Below are 22,888 nucleotides of genomic sequence, written 5' to 3' on the forward strand. Positions count from 1 at the left end.
CCACGCCTTCCCGTCAATCCCCGCGTCGATTCCCGGCGCGACGCCGGGCGTCGGCGATCAACCCTTGGGCATCAAGCCCAGGCGATCCTTGACCGCAGGCCGGGTGTCGAAGGCGATGAAGGCCGCGCACAGGCCGGCCCACAGGGCGTAGCTGACGCCCACGACCATGGCGATGGGCAGGCCGCCGACGCCGAAGATCAGCAGGGTCGTCTCCGTGGCCCCCAGGGCCTGCATGACGTCGCCGGCCTCGAACCAGCCCATCACGCTCATGGCCACGGCCATGACGATCTGCACCGCGGCCGCCGCTAGGCCGCCGTACAGCATGAAGCGCCACACCACGCCCAGCCGCGTGCCCGGCCGTCCGTCGCGCCGGCGCTCGGCCAGGATGCGATAGAGGGCCAGGGGAACCGCGATCAGCCCGATCAGCAGCACCACCAGCCGCCAGTCCATGTCACGTCCCGGCAGGACCGCATGCGGCGGCCAGACCAGAAGCGTCGCCCACAGGGGCGGCCAGGCCGCCCCCGCCAGACAGGCCAGGATGGGATACAGCGGCGCCGGGCGCGCCGCGATGACCGCCTGTCCCGGCAGGTCGGAATAGGTCTCGAACCGGCTCATCGCGTCGGCGCCGGCGTCGAACCGGAATAGTCGTAGAAGCCGCGCCCGCTCTTGCGTCCCAGCCAGCCCGCCTCGACATATTTCACCAGCAGCGGGCAGGGCCGGTATTTGCTGTCGGCCAGGCCGTCGTAGAGCACGTTCATGATGGCCAGGACGACGTCCAGCCCCATGAAGTCCGCCAGTTCCAGCGGCCCCATCGGATGGTTGGCCCCCAGCTTCAGCGCCTTGTCGATGGAGGCGACGTTGCCGACGCCCTCGTACAGGGCGAAGATCGCCTCGTTCATCATCGGCACCAGGATGCGGTTGACGATGAAGGCGGGGAAATCCTCGGCGTCCGTGGTCGTCTTGCCCAGGCTCTCGGCGAAGGCGACGGCGGCGGAGTGGGTCTCGGCCGAGGTGGCGATGCCGCGCACGATCTCGACCAGTTTCATGGTCGGGGCCGGCTTCATGAAATGCAGGCCCACGAACCGATCGGGCCGGTCGGTCGCGGACGCCAGACGGGTGATCGCGATGGAGGAGGTGTTGGACGCGATTAGCGTCTGGGGCCTCAGGTGGGGCACGACCTCGGCGTAGATGGCCTTCTTGACCGTCTCGTCCTCGACGGCCGCCTCGATGACCAGATCGGCGCCCGCGACCGCCTCGGCGATCCCGCCGGTCAGGACGATGCGGGCCAGGGCGTCGTCGGCGGCCGCCCGATCCACCAGGCCCCGCCCCGCCTGCCGGGCCAGGCTGGCGGCGATCTCCCCCTGGGCCAGCGGCAGACGTCCGGCGGCGACATCGTACAGCCGCACCGAATAGCCCCCCAGCGCGACGGCCTGGGCGATGCCTGCGCCCATCTGTCCGGCGCCCAGAATGGCGACTGTGGAGATCGTGCTCATGAACCGTGGTCGAAAGTGGTCGGGCGGGCACCTTTAGGAAGGACGGCGCGCGGCGCAAGAGCGGATCGACGCTCGAAGGCCAGATTCCGCCCGCCCGTGTCGCCTCAGCCCAACAGCTGGATCAGCGCCGGCGCCGCCGTGCGGTTGAACAGCACGCTGAGGAACTGCAGCAGCAGGATCACCACGATGGGCGAGATGTCGATGCCGCCCAGGTTGGGAATGATGCGCCGGAACGGCTCCAGCAGGGGGGCGGTGATCCGGTCCAGGAAAGTCCCGACCGAATAGACGAAGCGGTTGCGATAGTTGACCACGTCGAACGCCACCAGCCAGCTCAGAATGGCCTGGGCGATGATGAGCCAGATCATCAGACTGACGATGGTGTTGATCAACCAGACGATCGCGTAACCCATGAACCCTGCCTCCTTGCCGGAACGGCGCTTCTAGCCTGTTCGTCCCCCGCCCGACAACGCCCGTGTCGCCCCTGCGCCGATTGCGCGCACAAGCCCGTTGACACCACGGCCGCCCGCCTTCTATGTCCGCCCTCGCCTGTGAACCCGATCCAGCCGGACGGGGCCGTAGCTCAGTTGGTAGAGCGCGTCGTTCGCAATGACGAGGTCAGGGGTTCGACTCCCCTCGGCTCCACCAGGCGTAGAATTCTTCCAGTAAAGACAACAATTTAACGGTAGTTATGGATCTCGCTTCCGGGGTGCAAGCGGAGATCCCAGACTCTGATAAGCGCTGGATAAGCAGGAAGCGATGACGATCCTATTTGCAGCCGCACTCGAGGACGCGGCGATCCTTGGCTCAGATGGTCGGCGATCGAACCTGACAACCGGCCAGGTCGAGTCTTTCGATAAGACGTTGCAGATCTCGTCGACTATTGCGGCGGCCAAGTTCGGCTATGGGGGACCCGAAGCCGACGTTGTGTGGGAGCGCGTAAGAGATCTACCACCTCTGGATCTTGAAGATATCGAAGGGCTATTACCCAAAATTCAGCCCTTAGGCGCCGTGGTGTACGAACAGCAGCGAGCACTATTCGCGGCCCGCGGCCAGCCTGACTGGGGAATGACGTTGATCTTCGCTAGCTATGACGAGCGTGGCGCTGGCATTCACTGGATTGATTATCGGGATGGTGAGGGCAAGCCGAACTCGGCATGGCGTCGCAACAGCGCCACTGAGATGGTGATTGCCAAGGGGCCGCCGGGGTCAGATCGAGTTGCCATCGACGCCATGGCCAGAAGCCTACGGGACGATCCTACGCACAGCACGGTAGCACCCCGACGCTGGGCGCAAGACGTGGTCAAGGCGGCCGGATCGCTTGGCTCCACGATCGGCCCCCCGGCGTTCGTGCGTGTCATTTCTGCCGCCGGGCAAATCCACAGCACGATCACTCCACACGAGTTGGTCAGCGACCCAATCCGTTACCACCTTTAGTCGCGGCACCCTTGGGGGGCAGGTGGCCCCACTCGCGCGCCAGTTGGGCGGCGGGCTGTCGATCGGGAGCCGCGCTCATGGGGACATTATCGGATCCGTACACTGCGAAGCGCGACCGGTTCGCGGGTCCTTCCCCGTCCCCTGAGCAATACGGTCGAGCTGGGCGTGTGCGTTTTCTAGTACGCGGGTTTACAAAACTGGTTGACGGTTGACCGAGCGGTTGACGTTTCGGATGGGAACGCCGGGAACTCTGGGAACCGAGGCGTATGGAGGCGGCGGGTCAGGACAATCTGCGGTGCCATAGTTCCCACTATTCTCTTCTTTAGTGGGAACTAGTGGGAACTATTGTTCGGGCTAAAATCCACGCGCGATGATGCTTCGTCCCCACTTTCAGACGGCGGGATGTTTTTGTGCGTGTCTAGAAGAATTGGCATGTTCTCCTGCGTATCGGTCGGGTAAGTTTGCGGGATGTCTCCCGATCCAAATCAGGTGAATCTTCCAGCTAAACTTCCTGGTCGAGGTGGAGCTTCTGTTGTCGCGCACTGGCAGCCCCTGTTGATACCCACGCAGCCTGCGCCCCGGCCAGTACCCCTGGATGTTCGTTTCGGGCTGGCGGCGGGGGCGACTAAGCGTCGAATGGAGAAGTTAAGTGCCGGCTTCAAGCCAGCCGGTCAGTTCAACCCTGCTGTGTCGGTCACTGAGTTCGGAGGCATGGAGTTGCATCAGGAGCTGGATCGACCTTGGGCATATGACGAGCTGCCAGCCATGGCTGAACGAGCTGGCGATCTACTCTCGCGAACCGGGTTCGTTCGGGGGTGCGGTCAGCATTTCATCGGACGAGATGTAGACGGCTTGTGGTTCATCTTCGCGGACGAAGACCACGAAGTGTGGCCGGACCGCGCTTCAGAAGAGGCTCGCGTGGCCTTTGTGCTCGGCTATCCGCCAGAGTTCTTCGATTTGCCTTCAGATCTGCGCGCTGAGGCGGGCGGTCCATATGGCGCGCTTGCTTGGGCGATCGAGGCGAGCAAGGCGGCCGTTAAGGCACGGCAAATGGCGGCCATATCGCGTAGAATGACTTCACCGGGAGGAGTGCTTGCCGATGCCTTCAAGAGCGGCGATCTCGGCGCAGCGAGCCGCCACTTAGAGTGGATGGTAACATCGGCTTCTGCCCAAGCGTGGGAGCAGGGGGCGTTCTTCCGCGCGGTCCAAGTCAGCGACATCGTGGCCGAAGATCGTAGAGACAGCCACCGAAAGGGGGCGTTCGCCTCAGCTCGATCAGTCGGCCCGAGCAACCTTGCCGAAGTGCTCCAGCGCTTCATTGCAGATCTTGAATCTGAACTCGCAGAGCCTCCATCCAATACTGACGTTGCCCGCAGGGCGTGGGAGGCAAAGACAGCACGCGATCCTCGTTTTCACGGTGTGTCCTTGCCCGGTGAAGACGCTCTCATGCGGAAGGTCTCCAAGTTACGGAGGGCGGCGTCCCGCGCAGCGCCAGCGCCTACTGCGGATCTCGGCGCCGCCTACATTCGTCTGGTCAGCGACAATAGTTAGGTGCGCCGGCCGAGGTAAGTTCCGCCGTAGTCGTCAACCGCCGTCGCTGTGATGGTCTCTCCCGCGCAGGTGAACGGAGAGCACGATGAAGGCACGGCATGGGGCGTGGGAGCCAAGGTGGTACCCGATGGCGCCTGGGGTGAGGTGGCAGCTCGAAGTGCCATCTGGCCTTGTTAAGCTAAGAGTGGCGCGCCAGGTGGCGGACGCTATGCGGCGGATCCACGACCCTGCCGAGCTTCTGGCGATAGAGCAGGCCCCCGTGTCGGCTGATGGCGTCGCTGGCGACGTCGTGGGCCGCGCCTCGATCATCGCCGCCTGCTTCTACGCCCAGGCTCTTTTACGCGGCTGGGAAGGAATGGAAGACTCTGTCACCGGCCGGGCGCTGAAGTTCAACGACGCGGCCGACATCCAAAGGGCGCTGATCTACAACGAACCGGGTTCGCCACTGGTGTTGACCGCCTTCCTGGCCTGGCTGGAAAGCCGCGCTGTCGCGGGACCTGAGTACCGCGCTATGGCCAAGCCGTTGGCGGCGCGGGCTGCCGGCGAGGTCGTGGAAGTCACTTCCGAAACCTGTCGCCTGTGCTGGTCCATATTCGATAGCTCGCCGGACCTGTGGGTCGCGGGCGTGGGCTTAGACTTCCATAACGCGCTCCTCACGTTCGAAGATCGTCGGCCGGATCTGGATGGCTACGACATCGGCGCCGCCTATCTCGCGTTTGAAGCGATCGACGAAGGTCGCCGGAGCGTGGCCCATGGCTGATGGCGGCGGCATCAATCTTCGGATCGCCCTGAAGGGCGCCGACGAGGTCAAGGCGGGTCTGCGCAGCATTGGGCCAGAAGGCAGCCGAATGGCCAGGGAACTGGATCGCTCGATGCGCCAACCCTCTCGCGCCATCAGCGCTTTGGACAATGTGGTCGCCGGCGCTCGGGGGGAGTTAGCAGCTTTCGCCGGGCCTTTGGGAGGGCTTGGCCCTGTCGGCATCGCCGCTGGCGCTGGACTGGCTGCCGCAGGTCTGGCCGCTGCTGCGGCGGCTGTGCAGTTCCGGGAGGCGGCCTCGTGGGCGGCTGGCTTGACGGATGTCGCGGATCGCATCGGCGTCTCTGTGGAGGCGCTTCAAGAGTTGCGCTACAGCGCTGATGAAGCGGGTGTTCCGATTGAAGCCATGGAGGGTGGGCTAGAGCGGTTGAACGCCAGCCTTGGCGCCCTCCTGACGGGAGTCGGGGACGGCAAGGTGAAGGCTGCTTTTGCAAAGCTCGGGATCAGCGAAGAGGATCTAAACGGTGTCGATACGGCTGCTGAGCTGCTGCCTATCGTTGCAGACCGACTGAAGGATGTTCAGACGCAGGCCGAACGCGTTCAGCTGCTGAAGCGGCTCGGTATCGCGGAGCTCGAGCCGATGTTGCGAAATGGCGGCGACGCCTTGCGCGGTTGGGCGGACGCGCGATGCCTGATCCCGGCTGATGGCTTCTACGAGTTCACCGATGCAGAGCCTGGACAGAAGCGAAAAACCAAGTGGCGGTTTACGATGACGGGCAAGGATTGGTTCTGGATTGCCGGGATCGTGAAGGATGGGGCATGGGCCATGCTGACAACTGAACCTGGGTCGGACATAGCACCGTATCATGATCGTCAGATCGTCGTGCTGGATCAGGCGCGCGGCGTTGGCTGGTTGGACCTCCGGCGTCCGCAGCGCGAGCTGCTGGTGTCGTCGCCAGCCGGCAGGTTCAACGTGGAGAAAGCCTTCCCCTGAGCGGACGTGCTGTATGTCGGCTATGGGTGGAAAGCGGATCTAAGTGAGTGCAATGCTTCAAGCTATGCAGGCTACGCCGCTGCAACTCACTGGAGGACCTGCCGTGCGGAAATACCTGATTATCGGAACTGCCGCTTTACTAGCCAACTGCGATCAAGCACCGGAAGTTTCTACGGTGGCTGCTCTACTGCGAGATGGCCTTCCGGCTGCCTGCTCACATCAGGCGACTCTGGCGGCACTCACTTCCGAAACGAGCGAATATAAGGGTGCCGTAAGCTCCATCACCTTCGCGGGGCGAGACGCGTCTCTTTCTCAAGTCACGTGCGACGCAACGATAGGGGATGCGTCGATAACCTATCAGGTCAGAGAGAACTTGGCTCTGCCGGGCACTGTCACGGTAGTCGTCACCCACCCGCCGGCTTCTTCCGTCCCTTCTCCTGCTAACAGCGCTCCACCGGCTCTGCAGCCACGCCCGACGTTGGTATCGGCGCGGGGTCACACCTTCAACGTCCCTACCAACTATCCTGCGGCATACTCCCTCTGGCGTCAGCAGACGGCCAGCCTTCCACTTCAGGGCCGTCCTTGGGTTAGATCGCTCAGCGGGACCGCTGCGGAGGTCAGAAATGTGCGCGTGAACGGTGATGAGTATCTGTATGGGTGGGTCTGCGAGCCCCACAACTGTGGTGGGAACGAAGCCGTCCTGCTGTTGACTCGCGATCAAGGCAGAGTGGTCGGCCTCGTGCGACTCACCAATGAAAGGCGCGAAATCAACGACTATCGAGTGGGAACGCCAACTGAGCCGGAAGCCCGCTGTTTACAGTTCTTCCTTGAGGATCGTTCCGACGCCACAACGTGTTTCTGATCCGGATCAACAGTGTAGAGCAGGCGAATAGGGACTAGCCCGGGTCGTCCGCCTTCTACCTTGTGGCCCGCCGCAGAAGGCGTTGTAGGGCCTTTACGGGTCGTTTTGCGAAATAGGCGTTCGCGTTGAAACTGGATGTTCGGCTCGTCCAGCGCTCCCCGATCAGAAGACGATATTATCGCCGAGCGCGCTTGCCACGTCTGAGATCAGGTCGGAGGGACGCAGCCCGAGCGCATGTGCGTAGGCGACGAACTCCACGAAATCGAGCCGCCGCCCCTTCGTTTCAACCTTCGCCACGAACGAGTATGGCTTCCCCATCTTCGCCGCCAAGTCTCGCTGCGAAAGCCCGAGCGACTGACGGCGTTCTACCAAGAGGCTAACCGCCGTCTCGTAGGAGGGGGGCTGAACCCACACTCGTTGCATCGTCGCCTTCCCCTCGTGGAAGGCGTTGGCTAGAGGTCGGCGCGACTGCTTCTATCATGGGAGCGTATGTGGGATTTGGAGCGAGTATGGACACGATCAAACGCAGGGGCGGCGCTAGGACTGCGCACGGGAAATCGCCGACGCCGCTGTCTGAGTTCTTGGATAGCCGGTGGTCATCGCTGGGCCTGACCAACGCCGAGGCCGCCGATCGCCTCGGCATGGGGGCACCAAACATGATCAGCATGTGGAGGACCGGACAGACGCCAGTCCCGCTCGCCCGGATCCCTGCTCTGGCAGCGTTGCTCGGTCTCGATCCAGCGGAGCTTTATCGCCTATGGCTCGCTCAGCAGCGCGACCGGGATAAGGAAGTTCCGGCTGATTTCGTCGAACTGCTCCAGCGCAGGACCGTCTCGTCCAATGAGGCGCTGATGATCGACGCCCTACGGCTCGCCACGAAGAACGCCGACCCCGAGTTCAGCCCGGAGCAGATCGGCAGGCTGGTCGCCACGCTTCAAGGGTGATGAAGATCGCCAACGTCGAGAGTGTCGAAGCCAGAACCAGCGAGTCCGTGAACAGATAAGGTCGTCCGAAATCAAGCACGGAGCGACTATGACGACCTACAACCTCATCACCATGCTCGGAGACCAGGTTTCCGGCATCGAACCGATCGTCTGTGACGTGCAGCAAGACGCCGTTGCGTATTCCTGCGGTGTCCTGACCGAACGGACGAGGGTTCATGCGGAGATGTATGCGAACCTCGGCGTTCACTGGACGATCGACGAGGGGGAACGTTCACTAGGCGATGCGACAGTTCCTGCTGATCGTAGGGTTGGCACATGGCGACTGGCCTTCGCCGGGGGTCAACCGAGGCTGGTGTGGGCCGATCACAAACGAAGCTGACGCTGCTACGCACTTCTGCTACGCACACTGCAACAGGCGCTGATCTTTGGTCATTAGCTTTGAACCTTCGCTTAGCGAGGGAGTTTGGTGGAGCCTCCCCTCGGCTCCACCAGGCGTTTTCTGAGCGATGGGTCAGGGGCGGGGCGGCGCGCGGCGTCTCAGCGCAGGGCGACGTAGCCGCGTTCGATCATGCGGCGCAGCGCCTCGTAGGCTTCGGCCAGTTCGTCGAAGGCGGTGCGGGCCCAGGTCAGGCGGGCGATCTGGTCGGGGGTCGCGGCCGAGCCGGAATGGGCCAGGCGCAGCGATTCCGCCACCCATTTGGCGCGGGCGGCGGCGGTCATGACCGCCAGTTTTTGAAGCGAGGCGGCGTCGACCCCGGTCAAGGCCTGGCCGATCACCTCCTTGTTGGCGACATAGGCGGCGTAGTCGATCTGCTCCAGCTGGCCGCGCAGGCGGCGCTGCTCCTGCGGGTCGGCGTCCTGCGGCTCGAAATGATCGCTGTGGCGGCGGACGCCCGAGGTCATCTTTGTCGACATGGGGCTAGGCCCTCCCCGGCCTGTCCCGGCGGCCGTCGCGGGCCGCTCGGGGACAAGGGTTGCGCCGCATCGGTTAACGCGCCGTTGCCTCGGCGGGGCGGGCGCCCGATATCGGGATCGCCTTCTTGTTCGGAGACGACGATGGACCTGAAACTTCAGCATAGACGCGCCCTGATCTGCGGCGGATCGTCCGGCCTGGGGCGGGCGGTGGCGACGGCTCTGGTCGCCGAGGGCGTCCATGTGATCCTGCTGTCGCGCCACGCCGCTTCCCTTTCGGAGGCGGCCGAGGCGCTGAACGCCATGGGGCCGGGCCGCGCCGGCTTCGTCACGGCGGACCTGGCCGATCACGAGGGGCTCCTTAAGGCGGTCGACCAGGCCGAGGCGCAACTGGGCGGGCCGGTAGAGATTCTGCTGAACAACACCGGCGGCCCGCCACCGTCCGGCGTGTCGGGACTGGAGCCGGCGGTGTGGCGCGATCATTTCGAATCCATGGTGCTGTCGATCTTCCGCCTGACCGACCGGGTTCTGCCGGCCATGCGCGCGGCCGGCTGGGGGCGGATCCTGAACGTGGCCTCCATCACCGTGGTCGAGCCGTCGGCGGCTCTAGGGGTGTCCAATACGCTCAGGGCCTCGGTGGCGGCCTGGGCCAAGACCCTGGCGAACGAGGTCGGGCCGGACGGAGTGACGGTCAACACCCTGCTGCCCGGCCGGATCGACACCCCGCGCATCGACCGTCTGGACCGGGCGGCGGCCGAACGGACAGGCATGACGCCGCAGCAGGCGCGCGCGGACTCGGTCAAGTCCATCCCTGTCGGCCGCATTGGCTCGACCGAGGAGTTCGGCGCGACCGCCGCCTTTCTGGCCAGTCCCCTGGCCGCCTATATCACCGGCTCGCTGATCCGGCTGGACGGCGGGGCGGTCAAGTCGATCTAGGCGATCGCAGGTTGTGGGTGTAATCTGTCGCCTCAGGTCGGAGGTTTGCGATGCTGTCCCTGCTGATGCGGATCGTCGTCGATGGCGCGGCCATCCTTCACTCGGCCCCTGTCGTCGATCCGGCGACGGTCAGGCCGTCGCCGGTCGTGAACCGCGCCATGCCGGCCTGCGGTTCCGAACGGCGCCGGGCCGGCGCGGCGACCGATCGCCCCGGTCCTCTGTCTCGGGACGAGGGCGAGGCGAGACGCTATCTGCTGTTCGACCTGCGCGACCGGAACAACTGTCCGACGCCGATCAGCTATGACGTGCCCGGGCAGGGCCGGGCGCTGGGACGCAACCTGCTTTCGTCCGATCCAGCGCGGCCGCAGACGCCTATGCCGCGCGCGCCCTCGGGGCGTTGATCAGTCGGGAACGGGGTTGACCGCCGGGCGGCCCGACAGAACGGCCTCCAGATTGGCGATCATCAGATCGGCCATGGCCTGGCGCGTCTGGACAGTGGCCGAGGCGACGTGGGGCGCCAGGACGCAACGCTCGCTGTCGATCAGGGCCTGGGGGACGTTCGGTTCGTCGGCGAAAACGTCCAGGCCGGCGCCGCCTAGTCGGCCCGAGGCCAGGGCCGCGATCAGGGCGTCCTGATCCACCACCTCGCCGCGCGCCACATTGATCAGCACGCCGTTCGGTCCCAGGGCGTCCAGCACCTCGGCCGAGACCAGGCCGCGAGTCGAGGCGCCGCCGGGCACGATGACGACCAGCACATCGACCTGGCCCGCCAGTTCCACCAGGTCCGGCACGTGCCGCCATGGCGCGTCTCCGACCGGGCGACGGGTGTGATAGGCGATCTCTCCCGCCAGGGGCGCCAGGCGCTCGGCGATGGCCCGGCCGATGCGGCCCAGACCCAGAAGCCCGTATTTCAAACCTGTCGCGCGGCGCGACAGCGGCGGCGGCCCCTCCGACGCCCATCGGCCGGCGCGCACATAGGCATCCATCGCCGGCAGGCGCCGCAGCGTCCCCAGCGCCAGCAATAGCGCCATGTCCGCAACGTCGTCGTTCAGAACGTCGGGCGTATGGGTCACGACCACGCCGCGCGACCGGGCGTGGGCGACGTCGGTCAGGTCGTAGCCGACGGCGTGGACGGAAATGACCTTCAATGCCGGCAGGGCGTCGATCAGCCGGGCGTCCACGCTGACGGCGCCCGAGGCCGCGACGGCGACGATCCGCTGGGCGATCTCGGGCGGCGCCAGGCCGTCGGCGCCCGGACGATGCAGGGTCCAGCCCCGCTCCGTCGCCTGTCGGGTCAGGATGTCGTCGGCCAGGGCCGGCAGGCCGATCACCAGGATGTCGATGCTCATGAAACGCTGTCCAGGGCCGCTGTCGGATGCTGTTGTCGGGGGCTGCCGTTGACCCGCTCAGGCCGCGCAGGCCTCGAAGCCGCGACGCAACTCGGCCTCGTCCAGATCGCGGCCGATGAAGACGGCACGGCTCCAGCGGCGCTCGGCGGCGCCCCATTCGCGTTGCAGATCGCCCTCCAGGATCATGTGAACGGCCTGGAAGACCAGGCGGCGGTCCTCGCCCTTGACGTCGATGATGCCCTTGGCGCGCAGGATGTTCTGGCCCTGCTCGCCCAGCAGTCTGTCCAGCCAGGCGGTGAACCTGGCGCCGTCCAGCGGCCGGTCCAGAGACAGGGATATCCCCTTGATGTCGTCCTGGTGGGCGTGTCCGCGCGCGCCGCGAGCACGGTCGTGGTGGCCATGCCCGTGATCATGGTCATGATCATGATGGTCGTGGTCGTGGCCGCAGTGCTCGTCGTGGACATGGCCGTCCGCGCCGTGCGGCGGGTTCACGAAGTCCGGCTTGACCTCGAGAATCCGCTCCAGGTCGAAGGCGTGGACGCCCAGCACCTGGTCCAGCGGCACGTTCGACCGTTCGGCCCGCACGATGGGCGCCAAGGGGTTCAGCGCCCGCAGACGCGCCTCGACCGCATCCAGCTCCTCGGGCGTGGCCAGATCGACCTTGTTCAGGATGATCCGGTCGGCGAAGGCCACCTGTTCGCGCGCCTCCTTGGAATCGTCCAGACGGGCCATGACGTGTTTGGCGTCCACCAGGGCGGTCACGCTGTCCAGTTGGGTCTTGGCCTTGACGTCCTCGTCGACGAAGAAGGTCTGGGCCACCGGGCCGGGATCGGCCAGACCCGTCGTCTCCACGATGATGGCGTCGAAGGCGGGCTTGCCGGGGCGCTGGCGCTTCATCAGGCCGGCGACGACGCGGATCAGGTCGCCGCGCACGGTGCAGCAGACGCAGCCGTTGTTCATCTCGAACACGTCCTCGTCGGCGCCGACCACCAGGTCGTTGTCGATGCCGATCTCGCCGAACTCGTTGACGATCACGGCGTAGCGCTTGCCGTGGTCCTCGGTCAGGATGCGGTTCAGCAGGGTCGTCTTGCCCGCCCCCAGATAGCCGGTCAGGACGGTGACGGGGATCTTGCCATGCGTGGCGGCGGGGGCGGGGGCGGCGAGGGTGTCGGTCATGGCCGCTAGATGGCGGCTGACGCAGCGCTTGGGAAGAGGGTCAGGCCTTCTTGACGAACTCGGTGCGCAGAACCAGGCCGCGCACCTTCTCGACATTGGCCTCGATCTCGTCGGGATCGCCGGTCAGGCGGATGTTCTTGACCATCGTGCCGCGCTTCAGCGTCACCCCGCCCGACCCCTTGACCTTGAGGTCCTTGATCAGGGTCACGCTGTCACCGTCGGCCAGGATGTTGCCGTTGGAATCCTTGGTCGGGTCGTCGGTCATGCCGTCATGCTTCTCAAAAAGGGCGGTCAATCCGCGCTGGAGAAGCGTATTACGCCGATCAGGCCGGCGCGCCAGACGTGGTCGTCGCTGACCAGGGGGCTGTCCTTGACGTCCCCCAGCCGCTGCTCGTAGTTGACGAAGCCGCCGACGCCGAAACGCTTGCCGACCGGAACAGCCAAAAAGGCGACGGCGCCGGCGCCCGACAGGCCGCCCGAGGCCTCATAGGGCTGGTAGCCGCTACCCGGCGCCTGTTCGGCGGTTACGCCGTAGTAGCGCTGGATGCGTTCGTCGCTGCCGCCCGTGACATAGCCGCTGACGCGCAGCAGGCCGACGGGCGTGACGCGCTGATGACCGACGGAGGCGAAATACTGGGTCCCGGCGTCGTCGCCCGAGACATCCTGGGATATCCGGCCGCCGACGACGATTCCGCCGAACCGCTTGTAGGCGTAAAGGGCCGCGTCGGCCCCCAGACCCGGGCGATCCAGGCTGGAGCCTTCGATGTCGCCGGCGGCGAAGCGGGGCCGGATCTGCACCCCGGCGCGCAGGTCGTCGGTCTTCAGCGCGTTCCAGCCCACGCCGTCCAGGCCGTTGGCGTAAACGACGTCCTTGTAGCTGGCGGAACCCCAGGCGGTGTAGTTGACGTCGTCGCCCGTATTTCCCGTGGCGCTGAAGCCGTGAGTGATCCCCCCGCCGACATCCACGCGCCAGGTCTTGGGCGCCTCGACCTGCTCATAGGGTTGGGACTGGGCCAGGGCGGAACCGGCGACGGCGGCGAAGGCGACGGAGAGCAGCAGGGGACGAAGCACGGGCGTTTCCATTGGCGGCGCCCGATCCGACAGGTCAGGCCGGGTCAGAATGCGCAAGCGCCGCCTTTGGCTCCAACAGCGCCAACGAAGCCGTCTCGATGCGACTTTCCAGCAACGCCATCATGGCCCCGCGCTTCATCCCGGCGGGGATCGGCTCCAGGAATTCGAACACCGCCACGCCGGGGCGGCGGCGGAAGCCGTGGGCAGGCCAATGGAGGCCCGAGTTGGTGGCCACCGGCCAGCATGGCCCCTCCAGGTCGCGGTAGATGGCGGCGACGCCGGGCTTGTAGTCGCCGGGCACGCCCGGATCGTTGCGCGTCCCCTCGGGGAAGATCACGATCTGGCGGCCTTGGGACAGGCGGGCCCGGGCCTGGCGGGTCATGTCCTTCAGCGCCCTGGCGTGGCCGGCGCGGTCCACGGCGATCATCCCGGTCTTCCAGGCGAACCAGCCGAAGAAGGGCAGGGGCATCAGCTCCTTCTTCATCACGAAACAGGCGTCGGGCAGCACCGCCAGCAGAGCCACGATGTCCAGCATCCCCTGGTGTTTGGACGCGACCAGGGCGGCCCCGGACGGCCGGTTCTCCAGACCCCGGAAATCGACCTTGACGCCGGCGATCCAGCGCAGGCCGAACAGCACCGTCCTGGCCCACAGCTTGACGACGCCCATGGCGAACCGATGCGGCATCACAAGCGCCGGCGACAGGCCGATGGCGAAGATCGGCATCGACAGATAGAGCCAGGCGGTGAACAGGAGGGAACGCAGCATATTCACCTAGGCGGGGCCTTTTCGGCGGAAACGGAAGGGACGGGCCGGTCCCCGGTCAGGCGGCGCACGCCCTCGCGGCCCAGCACGGCGAGATACTTCATATACTCCAGCGTCATCCGCCGCGCCGTCACCGCCGCCCGCCACCAGCGCGCATTGTCCAGCGAGGGGGTCGAGACGGCGTAGGGCGTCAGGATCGCGCCCGGCAGCTGGCCCCTGATCTCCACCAGGGAGCGCGGCATATGATAGTCGGAGGTCACGACAATCAGGCTGCGATAGCCCTTGGACCGCGCCCAGGCGGCGATCTCCTGGGCGTTGCCCACCGTGTCCTCGGCCTCGAAGCCCAGATCGACGCAACAGTTGAACAGGCGGCTGGAGCCGGGGGTCAGTTCGCGCAGTTCGCGGCGGCGCACCTCGCGGTTGACGCCCGAGATCAGCACCCGCTCGCCCTTGCCCTGTTCCAACAGGCGGATGGCGGCGTTGACGCGCTCGGACGAGGGGCCGGTCAGGGCCACGATGGCGTCGGCGCGGGCGGGGTCTTCGGCCGGCGTCAGTTCGCGCACCCGATGGGCGAAGGCGAACAGGCCGACCAGCCAGATCAGGCCGCCGATGAAGACGACGCTCAACAATCTCATGCGTCCCCCCCGCCCGCATCCGAGGTCAATACCCGCATGGCGGCGAATCTCGCGGCCAGAACCGCGACCGTAGCGGCCAGCAGCGGGCATGGCGAGAGCAGCAGGAGGTCGCCCCACGCCACCGGCAGGGCCGCCGTCAGACCGCCCGATCCGCCCAGCAGGCGCAGACCGGCGACAAGGACGGCGGCCAACCCCGCCCCGATCACGCCGGCGCCGGCCGCAAGCCCGCCGAATCGGCGCTGGAACAGGCCGGCGATCCGCCCGTCAGTCGCCCCGTTCAGGTTCAGGGTCTCGATCACGCCGCGTCCGGCGGCCAGTCCCGCGCGGGTGGCGTAGGCGATGGCGGCGGCGGCGGCGAAGGCCGTGGCCAGGAAGGCCGCGCCGGCCAGAACGGTGATCAGATTGGCCGAGCGCTCGACCTCGCCGCGCCACAGGCTGTGGTCGTCGACCGTGGCGTCCAGCCCCGCCTCGGCCAAGGCGCGGCTCAGGGTCACGGCGCTGGCCGGCGCCTCGGGGTCCAGCCGAACCGTGACCAGGTGGGGCAGCGGCAGGTCGGGCAGGATCGCATCGCCCAGCCAGGGGCGCAGCAGGTCTTCGGCCGCCTTGCGGTCAAGGGCGGCGGCCTCCTCGACCCCTTCGACGCCGGCCAGGGTCTCGGCCGCGCGACCGGCGGCGGTGTCGCCGGTCTCGCCGACGCGGGGGCGCACCTGGACCGTGGCCTCGGCGCCCAGCTGCCTGGCCCAGCCGTGGGCGGCGCGGTCGGCGGCGGAGGCGGCGACGGCGGCCAGGCAGGCCAGGAAGCACAGGACCGCGATCACCGTCATCAGCCACGGCTCGCCAGCCGCGGCCGGCGGCAACAGGCCGGGCCGCCCCCGCCCGAACGGCGAACGCAGCTTCGGCAGGGCCCAGCGAGGCGTGAAATCCGAAAGGCGGATCATGCGGCCGCCGGTCCCGGCGCGTGCAGCCGACCGCCCTCCAGCCGCAGGACGTGCGCGCCCGACCGTTGGGCCAGGGCCTCGTCGTGGCTGGCGATCAGGACCGTGGCCCCCAGCCTGTTCAGCGACTGGAACAGGCGCATTAGTTTGTCGGCCATGACCGCGTCCACGCTGCCGGTCGGCTCGTCCGCCACGATCAGGCCGGGGCGGGCGATGACGGCCCGCGCGATGGCCAGGCGCTGCTTCTCGCCGCCCGACAGGGCGGGGGGACGGGCGTCCATGCGCCGCCCCAGCCCGACCCATTTCAGCATCTCCTCGACGTCGGCGGCGTAGTCGGCCTCTCGTCCGCCCGCCAGGCGCAGCGGCAGGGCGGCGTTGTCGAAGGCGGACAGATGGTCCAGCAGGCGGAAGTCCTGGAACACCACACCCATCCGCCGGCGGAAGGCAGGGATGTCGCGCCGGTCGATCCGCGAGACATCGGCCCCGAACAGACGAAGACCGCCCCTCAGCGGCCGGTCCGCCAGGGTCAGGAGCCGAAGCAGCGAGGACTTGCCAGCCCCGGAAGGCCCGGTAAGAAAGTGGAAAGAGCCGCGGGGCAGAATGAGGTTAACGTCCCGCAGCACGTCGGGCGCGCCCGCATAGCCGAAGCCGACGCCCGACAGGCGCGCGGTCTCGGTCATGGTCTCGGTCATGGCGGCGGGTTCGGCGGACGGCATGGACAGGGTTCAGGAACAGGGGGCGCGACGTCGCGCCTCGCGGGAGGGGGCGACAGCCTCGCAGTCAGCCACATGATACTGACCTGCCCCGCCTGCGCCACCAGCTATTTCATTCCCGACGACGCCGTGGGGCCGCAGGGACGCAAGGTGCGCTGCCAGTCCTGCGGCGAGGTGTGGCGCGCGACCCCCGACGAGCCGCTGGAACTGATCCTGACGCCCGAGGCGACGCCCGCTGCGCAGCCGGCGCCTCAAGAGCCGGAACTGCCCCGCGCCTTCCGCGCCCGCGCCGAGCGCCAGAAGAAGCTGAGGCGGGCCGCCGCCCAGGGCGTGGTCTGGGCCGCGCTGGCGGCGGTCTTCATCGGACTGGTCGTCGCCGCCTTCGTCTTTCGGGTGGAGATCGTCCGGGCCTTCCCGCGCGCGGCGTCGGCCTATGCGATGGTCGGGGCGCCGGTGAACGTCGTGGGTCTGGACTTCGAGGCCCTGACCGCCAAGTCGGCGCCGAACCGGCCGGGCATGGTCCTGGTGTCCGGCGCCGTGCGCAATGTGCGCGACGCCGAGATCGTGTCGCCGCCCATCCGCGTCGCCCTGCTGGACGCCCAGGGCGCCGAGGTCGGCTTCAAGATCGTCAGGATCGACGGACCGCCCGTCCTGCCGGGCAAGGTCCAGGGGTTCGCCGCCCTGATCCCCGATCCCGGCGGGCACGGGGCCGGCATCGGCGTGGACTTCGCGCCCGCGCCGCCCGCACGCGCCAAGGCTTCGATCGGTCATGGAGAAAAGCCCGCGACGCTCCCCGGCGCCGATCACGCCCCTTCGCCTGCGGCCTCCCCGGCAGCGCCTGCGGGCCAGGCGGGCCAGGCCGCCGCGCACGGCCTGCGCTCGGCGACCGCGCCCGGCGCCGATGCGTCCCACGCCCCCCCGGTCGAGGCGCGGCCGGCGAACGCCGCCCCGGCCAAGGCGACGGTAGGCAAGGCGACGGTGGACAAGCCCCGCGGCGAGGCGGTATCGGCCTCGCATCATGGCTGATCCTTCCCCGACGCCGACCGTTCTCCTGCCCGAGGCCGATGTCGCCCGCATCGTCGCCGAACTGGCCCGGCGCATCGCGCCCGCGATCGACGACGAGACGGTCGCCGCCGTCCTGCTGACCGGCGGCCTGTGGTTCGCCGCCGACCTGACCCGCGCCCTGGCCCGCGTCGGCCGCAACGTCCGCTTCGACGCCCTGTGGCTGGCCTCCTATGGCGACGAACAGTCCAGCCGGGGCCGGATCGACGTCTACGCCCCGTTCCAGCGGCCCATCGCCGGCCGTCGCGTCCTTATATTGGACGACGTGTTCGACACCGGCCTGTCCCTGGCGGAGGCGGTCCGCATCGCGAGGGAAGCCGGCGCGTCCGAGGTTCTGACCTGCGTCTTCGCCCGCAAGCCCTGGCCCAGGCCCCGCGCGCCCGAACCCGACTTCGTCGGCTGGGAGGCTCCCGACCGCTTCCTGGTCGGCTATGGCCTGGACCACGCCGGCGCCCTGCGCGGCCTGCCGGACGTCTGCGCCCTGGATTGAGGCGCGCCGTCGGGGCGCGTAATCCGGCGGGGGCTCAATTTCCGCCGGGTTCGGCGTTGACTCTGCGGCGGCCTTCCGTATATGTCGCCGCTCTTCGCCCGCGGGGGTCACTCCAGCGGGCGCATTCTTTTTTGCGTTTGCGCTGAGGCTTCAACATGTACGCGGTGATCAAGACCGGCGGCAAGCAGTACCGGGTTCAACCGGGCGACACCATCGTCGTCGAAAAGCTCGACGGCGACGCCGGCGCCGAGCTGAAGTTCGACAGCGTCCTGATGCTGGGCGGCGACAAGGGCGTGACCCTGGGCGCCCCGCTGATCGACGGCGCCTTCGTCGGCGCGACCCTGGTCGAGACCCGCAAGGGCGAGAAGATCAAGATCTTCAAGAAGACCCGCCGGCAGGGCTATCGCCGCACCAACGGCCACCGCCAGATGGAATCGGTCCTTCGCATCACCGGCATCGAAGGCGCCGGCGAGACCGCCAAATGGGACGGCAAGGTCGAACTGACCACCAAGGCCGAGATCAACATGCGGGCCCGCAACCTGGCTGCGCGCGGCGACACCTCCTCGCTGGGTTCGACCGAGACGGTCGTGACGGACGTGGACGGCGCCGAGGTCAAGGGCGCCGTGGTCGAGAGTTCGGCTCCCCCCAAAAAGGCTCCGGCCAAGAAGAAGGCCGCGCCCAAGGCGGAAGCCGCCGGCGACGAAGCCTAAGACATTCACCGGCGCTTCATGGCGCCATATGATATCATGGACGCGCTCAAGCAGGCCGAACGGCCGGTAGCGCACCAAGAAGGAGCGGCAAGATGGCTCACAAGAAATCCGGTGGCTCGTCGCGTAACGGTCGCGACTCCGAGTCGAAGCGCCTGGGCGTGAAGAAGTATGGCGGCGAGCGCGTGCTGGCCGGCAACATCATCGTGCGCCAGCGCGGCACCACCTTCCATCCGGGCGAGAACATCGGCATGGGCCGCGATCACACCTTGTTCGCCCTGACGCCGGGCGCCGTGAAGTTCACCACCAAACGTGGCGGCCGTTGTTACGTGTCGATCCTCGCGGCCAACGACGACGCCGCTCAGGCGATGGCCGCCGAGTAACGCAGTCTGGATTTCACCGGATCGCGTTGCTCCTCCAGCAGCCGATCCGGACCAGGGAAATATTCCGCGGGGAGTCTGGATCACCAGGCTCCCCGTTTGCGTTCCCCGCCTCGAAGACCGTCCGAGCCCTTCAAGGAGACGGTCGAAGAACGAGGCGATCGCCATGTGCGTCATTGAAACCTCTCCCGTCGTCGAGACGCGGCGTCTGGTGCTGCGCGCGCCCGCGCCCCAGGATGCGCCGCGCATCGCCGCCCTGGCCAACGACCTGGACATCGCGCGCATGACCAAGCGGATGCCGCATCCGTTCAGGATGCGCGACGCCGACGACTTCGTGCTCCAGGTCGCGTCGCAGGATCCGGCGCGCGCCAACACCTTCGTCATCGACCACGAGGACGTCGGTCCCATCGGCGTGATCGGCCTGTTCGAGGGCGAGGATCGGGTCCCGGAGACGGGCTATTGGATCGGTCGGGACTACTGGGGTCGAGGTTTCGCCACCGAGGCGCTGGACGCCGCTCTGGTCTGGGCCAGCCGCAAGTGGAAGCGCCGGGCCCTGGTCGCCGGACACTTCGCCGACAATCCGGCGTCCGGCCGCGTTCTGGAGAAGGCCGGCTTCCTCTACACCGGCGAGACGCGCCGGGCGTGGAGCCTGGCCCGGGGCGCCCAGGCCGATACGCGGATGATGGTCTGGCTGGCCTAAGGCCTGCTGGGGGCCTCTAACTGGCCAGGGCCGGCCCATAGATCGCCACGGCGGCGATCAGGCCGGCCGCCAGCATGACGCCGGCGCCGGCGATGAAGGCAGCCGCCGTCCTGACGCGCCGCCGGCGCATGCCGCCGGACTTGTATTTGCGGATGATGACCGAAGGCCCGCGGGTGAAGGCCTCGGACCCGATGATGTTGTGTTGGGACAAGAAACGCTCCCCGAACTGCCGCAGATCGCCCGATCACTCCGGGGCGCTCGCGGCCAGAAGATGGCGACCCGCGTTACCGGGGTCGCATCTTTGCGCCCCCCAGGCGCCGGAGTCACAGTAATAGGCGGGTCACAGGGTCAGGGCGACGACACGTCCGCCGCGCGTCTGCACATGGCGCATCAGGACGATGGGGTCGCCATCGGCCTTGACCGGGGCGATCACGAACCAGCCGCCGTCCGGCAGGCCGTCGAACTGGAATCGGCCGTCCTGGCAACGCGTGTCGCGGACGTAGGTCGAATAGTTGGCGTTGGCGTCCGCCACGGTGCGGGCGCGAACCACGGCGGCGGGCACGGCCGCGCGCTCGGTTGAGCCGTACAGGGTGCGAAAGCGCGCGCGGGTGTAGGGGGTGTCGGGCGTCAGGCCGACGTTGGCCACGCAGGAAAAGGCCTTGCCATCCTGGGCGAAGGCGATCCGGCCCTGGATGCTGTTGCGGCCAGGCGCCTGGGACCAGGCGAAGTCGGCTTCGTCGAAGGCGGCCGGGCCGGCGGTCGGCAGGGCGCCGCTTCCCGCCGTGGGCGCGCAGGCGGACATGGCCGCCGCCGACAGGACAAGCGCCAGGGCAAGAGCCGGTCTGGGGGCGGCGAGAGAGCGAATCGACATGGGCGTTCCTCCGGGGAATGGGACGGCCGTTCGATCCGGCCGTTCGAGGGGCGTGCGTTTCGGGGTCGCAGGGGACGACCGCCGCCACTATCGCACAGGCGCGGCGGGGACTTCCACGGCCAAGATCGCCTGGCTCTGGACCGCAAGGCGACAACGCGCGAAACAGGCGCCGATCAACTCGCCCGCCTTCGAGGCGAGAGCCCGGAAACCGCCGCATGACCGTCGCCTTCGCCGATATCCAAGCCGCCCGCGCCCGGATCGCCGGCCAGGTCGACCACACCCCGACCCGCTACTCCCGCCGGCTGTCGCAGCTGACCGGGGCCGAGGTTTGGGTCAAGTTCGACAATCTGCACTTCACCGGCAGCTTCAAGGAGCGCGGGGCGCTGAACCGCCTGCTGCTGCTGAGCGAGGACGAGCGCAGGCGCGGGGTGGTGGCCGCCAGCGCCGGCAACCACGCCCAGGCCCTGGCCTATCACGGCGGACGGCTGGGCGTGCCCGTCACCATCGTCATGCCCGAAGGCACCCCCTTCGCCAAGATCAACGGCACCCGCTCGCACGGCGCGACGGTGGTGATCCACGGCCTGGACTTCACCGGCTCGACCGAAGAGGCCAAGCGGCTGGAGGCCGAGAAGGGCTTTGTCTTCGTCTCGGCCTTCGACGACGAGGGGATCGTGGCGGGCCAGGGCGTCTGCGCCATCGAATTCCTGGAGGACGCGCCCGAAATCGAGGCTCTGATCGTGCCGATCGGCGGCGGCGGCCTGATCGCGGGCTGCGCCATCGCCGCCAAGGCGATCAAGCCGGACATCCAGGTCTATGGGGTGGAGGCTGCGCGCTATCCCTCCTTCACCGCCAGACGGGCGGGCCTGCCGCCGGTCTGCACCGGCCAGACCATCGCCGAGGGGATCGCCATCAAGGCGGTGGGCGACATCCCCTTCGCCCTGGCGGACCCGCTGATCGACGAGGTCTTCGTGGTGGACGAGGCCGATTTCGAACGCGGCGTCTCCTACATGGCCACGCTGGAGAAGACTGTGTGCGAGGGCGCCGGGGCCGGGGGGCTGGCCGTGCTGTTGCGCAATCCCGAGCGTTTCAAGGGGATGAAGGTCGGGATCGAACTGACGGGCGGCAACATCGACGCGCGAATGCTGGCGGTGGTGCTGAACCGCGAGATGGTCCGTGAACGGAGATTGCTGGTCTATCGCATCCTGGGCGACGACCGGCCGGGGATGCTGTCGGCGATGGCGGCGGTGATCGGCGGCCTGGGCGGCAACATCATCGACGTGGTCCACAACCGTCTGGCCCTGGACGTGCCGGCCAAGGGCGCCGAGTTCGACATCATGGTCGAAACGCGCGATAGCGCCCACGCCGACGAGATCGGCGAGGCCTTGAAGGAACGCGGCTATGAACTTCGGATGGGTTAGGGCGGCGCTGCTCTCCAGCTTTTTGGGCGGCCTGCTGCTGGCGGGCTGCGGCCGGGCCGAGCCGGTCGATCCGAATGTGGGCAAGGCCGAGGCGGCCGCCTTCATGGCGAAGAACGCCAAGGCGGAGGGCGTCCAGACCTTGCCCAGCGGCCTGCAGTACAAGGTGATCCAGTCCGGCCCTGCCGGCGGGGTCAGCCCGGACCGCAACGACTTGGTCAAGGTCGATTACGAGGGCAAGCTGGTCGACAACACCGTGTTCGACAGCTCGTTCGCGCGCGGGGCGCCGGCGATCTTCACCCCGGAAGAGGTGGTCAAGGGCTGGACGGAGGCGCTGCAGAAGATGCGCGTCGGCGACGAATGGCTGCTCTATGTGCCGCCCGAACTGGGCTATGGCGAACAGGGCAACCCCAAGATTCCGGCGAATTCGGTGCTGATCTTCCGGCTGAAGCTGCTGGACGTAGCCAAGGCGCCGGGCGGCGGATCGGGCGCGGCGACCGCGATGGGGTGATGGTTGCCGTCTCCTCCCCATGAAATGGGGAGGTGGCGCGGCGCTTCTTCAGCGGCGTGACGGAGGGGTTCTGAACCGCATCACGGGCGCCTGTGAGGTTTCAAGAGCCACTCCACCGCTACGCGGTCCCCCTCCCCGCGAAGCGGGGAGGAAACGTAAAAAGTGCACTGCGAATTTTTTGAGTGCACTTTAGTGCAGATTTTTGAGAGCGGTTCGCAGTCCTGTCG

The 22,888-nt window shown here is 67.5% G+C and carries 31 protein-coding genes and 1 tRNA gene; 17 read left to right on the plus strand and 15 right to left on the minus strand.

From position 1 onward, the window contains the following. Nucleotides 1-57: 57 nt before the first annotated feature. From DI624_RS07300 to DI624_RS07310, 3 genes are all read right to left on the minus strand, one after another. Nucleotides 58-615, minus strand: a complete 558-nt coding sequence (locus DI624_RS07300; RefSeq protein WP_291537092.1) for a phthalate transporter — start codon at nucleotides 613-615, stop codon at nucleotides 58-60. Beyond that, the gene (locus DI624_RS07305) at nucleotides 612-1,493 is read right to left on the minus strand and encodes a 3-hydroxybutyryl-CoA dehydrogenase (RefSeq protein ID WP_291537100.1); all 882 of its coding nucleotides are present in this window, start codon (nucleotides 1,491-1,493) and stop codon (nucleotides 612-614) included. The genes DI624_RS07300 and DI624_RS07305 overlap by 4 nt, the downstream gene beginning before the upstream one ends. Nucleotides 1,494-1,597: 104 nt before the next feature. Beyond that, nucleotides 1,598-1,903, minus strand: a complete 306-nt coding sequence (locus tag DI624_RS07310) for a YggT family protein (protein WP_291537101.1) — start codon at nucleotides 1,901-1,903, stop codon at nucleotides 1,598-1,600. A gap of 159 nt (nucleotides 1,904-2,062) precedes the next feature. Between DI624_RS07310 and DI624_RS07315 the strand changes: the two genes are divergently transcribed. The 6 genes from DI624_RS07315 to DI624_RS16110 all read left to right on the plus strand — a co-directional run bounded on the left by DI624_RS07315 (nucleotide 2,063) and on the right by DI624_RS16110 (nucleotide 7,091). Next, nucleotides 2,063-2,138: transfer RNA gene (locus DI624_RS07315), tRNA-Ala, on the plus strand. A 111-nt stretch (nucleotides 2,139-2,249) separates the two neighbouring features. Then, entirely contained in the window at nucleotides 2,250-2,927 is a 678-nt protein-coding gene (locus tag DI624_RS07320) for a hypothetical protein (RefSeq protein ID WP_291537102.1), read from the plus strand. 636 nt (nucleotides 2,928-3,563) lie between these two features. After that, nucleotides 3,564-4,478 (plus strand): hypothetical protein, encoded by a 915-nt coding sequence (locus tag DI624_RS07325; RefSeq protein ID WP_291537103.1) that lies wholly within the window; start codon nucleotides 3,564-3,566, stop codon nucleotides 4,476-4,478. A 184-nt stretch (nucleotides 4,479-4,662) separates the two neighbouring features. Next, the gene (locus DI624_RS07330) at nucleotides 4,663-5,238 is read left to right on the plus strand and encodes a hypothetical protein (RefSeq protein WP_291537105.1); all 576 of its coding nucleotides are present in this window, start codon (nucleotides 4,663-4,665) and stop codon (nucleotides 5,236-5,238) included. Further along, nucleotides 5,231-6,229: an SOS response-associated peptidase family protein gene (locus DI624_RS07335; protein ID WP_291537107.1), complete on the plus strand. Its 999-nt coding sequence runs from the start codon at nucleotides 5,231-5,233 to the stop codon at nucleotides 6,227-6,229. Before DI624_RS07330 ends, DI624_RS07335 begins: the two co-directional genes overlap by 8 nt. A gap of 64 nt (nucleotides 6,230-6,293) precedes the next feature. Further along, a complete protein-coding gene (locus DI624_RS16110; protein WP_367142097.1) occupies nucleotides 6,294-7,091 on the plus strand; it encodes an Ivy family c-type lysozyme inhibitor in 798 nt (265 codons plus the stop codon). Nucleotides 7,092-7,253: 162 nt separating this feature from the next. Here the strand turns inward: DI624_RS16110 and DI624_RS07340 are convergent, their stop codons facing one another. Further along, entirely contained in the window at nucleotides 7,254-7,514 is a 261-nt protein-coding gene (locus DI624_RS07340; protein ID WP_291537109.1) for a helix-turn-helix transcriptional regulator, read from the minus strand. An 86-nt stretch (nucleotides 7,515-7,600) separates the two neighbouring features. Between DI624_RS07340 and DI624_RS07345 the strand changes: the two genes are divergently transcribed. Further along, nucleotides 7,601-8,035: a helix-turn-helix transcriptional regulator gene (locus DI624_RS07345; RefSeq protein WP_291537111.1), complete on the plus strand. Its 435-nt coding sequence runs from the start codon at nucleotides 7,601-7,603 to the stop codon at nucleotides 8,033-8,035. 88 nt (nucleotides 8,036-8,123) lie between these two features. After that, the gene (locus DI624_RS07350; RefSeq protein ID WP_291537112.1) at nucleotides 8,124-8,414 is read left to right on the plus strand and encodes a hypothetical protein; all 291 of its coding nucleotides are present in this window, start codon (nucleotides 8,124-8,126) and stop codon (nucleotides 8,412-8,414) included. Nucleotides 8,415-8,572: 158 nt separating this feature from the next. On the opposite strand, the gene DI624_RS07355 is transcribed toward DI624_RS07350, so the two are convergent. After that, nucleotides 8,573-8,950 (minus strand): hypothetical protein, encoded by a 378-nt coding sequence (locus tag DI624_RS07355; protein WP_291537113.1) that lies wholly within the window; start codon nucleotides 8,948-8,950, stop codon nucleotides 8,573-8,575. A gap of 141 nt (nucleotides 8,951-9,091) precedes the next feature. On the opposite strand from DI624_RS07355, the gene DI624_RS07360 reads away from it, so the two are divergent. Beyond that, complete coding sequence (locus DI624_RS07360; RefSeq protein WP_291537114.1) at nucleotides 9,092-9,883, plus strand: SDR family oxidoreductase; 792 nt, start codon at nucleotides 9,092-9,094, stop codon at nucleotides 9,881-9,883. Nucleotides 9,884-9,933: 50 nt separating this feature from the next. Further along, complete coding sequence (locus DI624_RS07365) at nucleotides 9,934-10,284, plus strand: hypothetical protein (protein WP_291537116.1); 351 nt, start codon at nucleotides 9,934-9,936, stop codon at nucleotides 10,282-10,284. On the opposite strand, the gene DI624_RS07370 is transcribed toward DI624_RS07365, so the two are convergent. From DI624_RS07370 to DI624_RS07405, 8 genes are read right to left on the minus strand one after another with little or no spacing between them, the layout of a single operon-like run. After that, a complete protein-coding gene (locus tag DI624_RS07370) occupies nucleotides 10,285-11,232 on the minus strand; it encodes a 2-hydroxyacid dehydrogenase (protein WP_291537118.1) in 948 nt (315 codons plus the stop codon). A gap of 57 nt (nucleotides 11,233-11,289) precedes the next feature. Next, nucleotides 11,290-12,408, minus strand: coding sequence for a GTP-binding protein (locus tag DI624_RS07375; protein WP_291537120.1), 1,119 nt, complete (start codon nucleotides 12,406-12,408; stop codon nucleotides 11,290-11,292). Nucleotides 12,409-12,448: 40 nt separating this feature from the next. Continuing rightward, on the minus strand, nucleotides 12,449-12,673 hold the full coding sequence (locus DI624_RS07380; protein ID WP_291537122.1) for an alkylphosphonate utilization protein: 225 nt from the start codon (nucleotides 12,671-12,673) through the stop codon (nucleotides 12,449-12,451). A 26-nt stretch (nucleotides 12,674-12,699) separates the two neighbouring features. After that, nucleotides 12,700-13,479 carry a MipA/OmpV family protein gene (locus DI624_RS07385; RefSeq protein WP_291537123.1) on the minus strand — a complete coding sequence of 260 codons (780 nt, stop codon included), beginning with the start codon at nucleotides 13,477-13,479 and terminating at the stop codon, nucleotides 12,700-12,702. A gap of 34 nt (nucleotides 13,480-13,513) precedes the next feature. After that, nucleotides 13,514-14,251, minus strand: coding sequence for a 1-acyl-sn-glycerol-3-phosphate acyltransferase (locus DI624_RS07390; RefSeq protein WP_291537124.1), 738 nt, complete (start codon nucleotides 14,249-14,251; stop codon nucleotides 13,514-13,516). Next, complete coding sequence (locus DI624_RS07395; protein ID WP_291537126.1) at nucleotides 14,248-14,877, minus strand: YdcF family protein; 630 nt, start codon at nucleotides 14,875-14,877, stop codon at nucleotides 14,248-14,250. The genes DI624_RS07390 and DI624_RS07395 overlap by 4 nt, the downstream gene beginning before the upstream one ends. Next, nucleotides 14,874-15,815: an ABC transporter permease gene (locus DI624_RS07400; protein ID WP_291537128.1), complete on the minus strand. Its 942-nt coding sequence runs from the start codon at nucleotides 15,813-15,815 to the stop codon at nucleotides 14,874-14,876. Before DI624_RS07400 ends, DI624_RS07395 begins: the two co-directional genes overlap by 4 nt. After that, the gene (locus DI624_RS07405; protein WP_291537130.1) at nucleotides 15,812-16,528 is read right to left on the minus strand and encodes a cell division ATP-binding protein FtsE; all 717 of its coding nucleotides are present in this window, start codon (nucleotides 16,526-16,528) and stop codon (nucleotides 15,812-15,814) included. Before DI624_RS07405 ends, DI624_RS07400 begins: the two co-directional genes overlap by 4 nt. 72 nt (nucleotides 16,529-16,600) lie before the next feature. Here DI624_RS07405 and DI624_RS07410 point away from each other — a divergent pair, with 72 nt between their 5' ends. The 5 genes from DI624_RS07410 to DI624_RS07430 all read left to right on the plus strand — a co-directional run bounded on the left by DI624_RS07410 (nucleotide 16,601) and on the right by DI624_RS07430 (nucleotide 19,864). After that, nucleotides 16,601-17,551, plus strand: a complete 951-nt coding sequence (locus DI624_RS07410) for an MJ0042-type zinc finger domain-containing protein (RefSeq protein ID WP_291537131.1) — start codon at nucleotides 16,601-16,603, stop codon at nucleotides 17,549-17,551. After that, nucleotides 17,544-18,077 carry a phosphoribosyltransferase gene (locus tag DI624_RS07415; RefSeq protein ID WP_291537133.1) on the plus strand — a complete coding sequence of 178 codons (534 nt, stop codon included), beginning with the start codon at nucleotides 17,544-17,546 and terminating at the stop codon, nucleotides 18,075-18,077. The genes DI624_RS07410 and DI624_RS07415 overlap by 8 nt, the downstream gene beginning before the upstream one ends. Before the next feature lie 155 nt (nucleotides 18,078-18,232). Next, nucleotides 18,233-18,787, plus strand: coding sequence for a 50S ribosomal protein L21 (gene rplU / locus DI624_RS07420; protein WP_291537134.1), 555 nt, complete (start codon nucleotides 18,233-18,235; stop codon nucleotides 18,785-18,787). 92 nt (nucleotides 18,788-18,879) lie between these two features. After that, a complete protein-coding gene (gene rpmA, locus DI624_RS07425) occupies nucleotides 18,880-19,167 on the plus strand; it encodes a 50S ribosomal protein L27 (protein ID WP_291537135.1) in 288 nt (95 codons plus the stop codon). Nucleotides 19,168-19,330: 163 nt separating this feature from the next. Beyond that, on the plus strand, nucleotides 19,331-19,864 hold the full coding sequence (locus DI624_RS07430; RefSeq protein WP_291537136.1) for a GNAT family N-acetyltransferase: 534 nt from the start codon (nucleotides 19,331-19,333) through the stop codon (nucleotides 19,862-19,864). Between the two features lie 16 nt (nucleotides 19,865-19,880). Here the strand turns inward: DI624_RS07430 and DI624_RS07435 are convergent, their stop codons facing one another. Together DI624_RS07435 and DI624_RS07440 are read right to left on the minus strand one after the other, a co-directional pair. Further along, nucleotides 19,881-20,075 carry a hypothetical protein gene (locus DI624_RS07435; protein ID WP_291537137.1) on the minus strand — a complete coding sequence of 65 codons (195 nt, stop codon included), beginning with the start codon at nucleotides 20,073-20,075 and terminating at the stop codon, nucleotides 19,881-19,883. Nucleotides 20,076-20,204: 129 nt separating this feature from the next. Continuing rightward, nucleotides 20,205-20,735, minus strand: coding sequence for a hypothetical protein (locus DI624_RS07440; RefSeq protein WP_291537138.1), 531 nt, complete (start codon nucleotides 20,733-20,735; stop codon nucleotides 20,205-20,207). A gap of 215 nt (nucleotides 20,736-20,950) precedes the next feature. On the opposite strand from DI624_RS07440, the gene DI624_RS07445 reads away from it, so the two are divergent. After that, nucleotides 20,951-22,153, plus strand: coding sequence for a threonine ammonia-lyase (locus DI624_RS07445; protein ID WP_291537140.1), 1,203 nt, complete (start codon nucleotides 20,951-20,953; stop codon nucleotides 22,151-22,153). Continuing rightward, nucleotides 22,134-22,661: an FKBP-type peptidyl-prolyl cis-trans isomerase gene (locus DI624_RS07450; protein WP_291537141.1), complete on the plus strand. Its 528-nt coding sequence runs from the start codon at nucleotides 22,134-22,136 to the stop codon at nucleotides 22,659-22,661. Before DI624_RS07445 ends, DI624_RS07450 begins: the two co-directional genes overlap by 20 nt. The last annotated feature ends 227 nt before the right edge of the window (nucleotides 22,662-22,888 follow it).

Source organism: Brevundimonas sp., from assembly GCF_003248455.1.
GTDB lineage: Bacteria > Pseudomonadota > Alphaproteobacteria > Caulobacterales > Caulobacteraceae > Brevundimonas.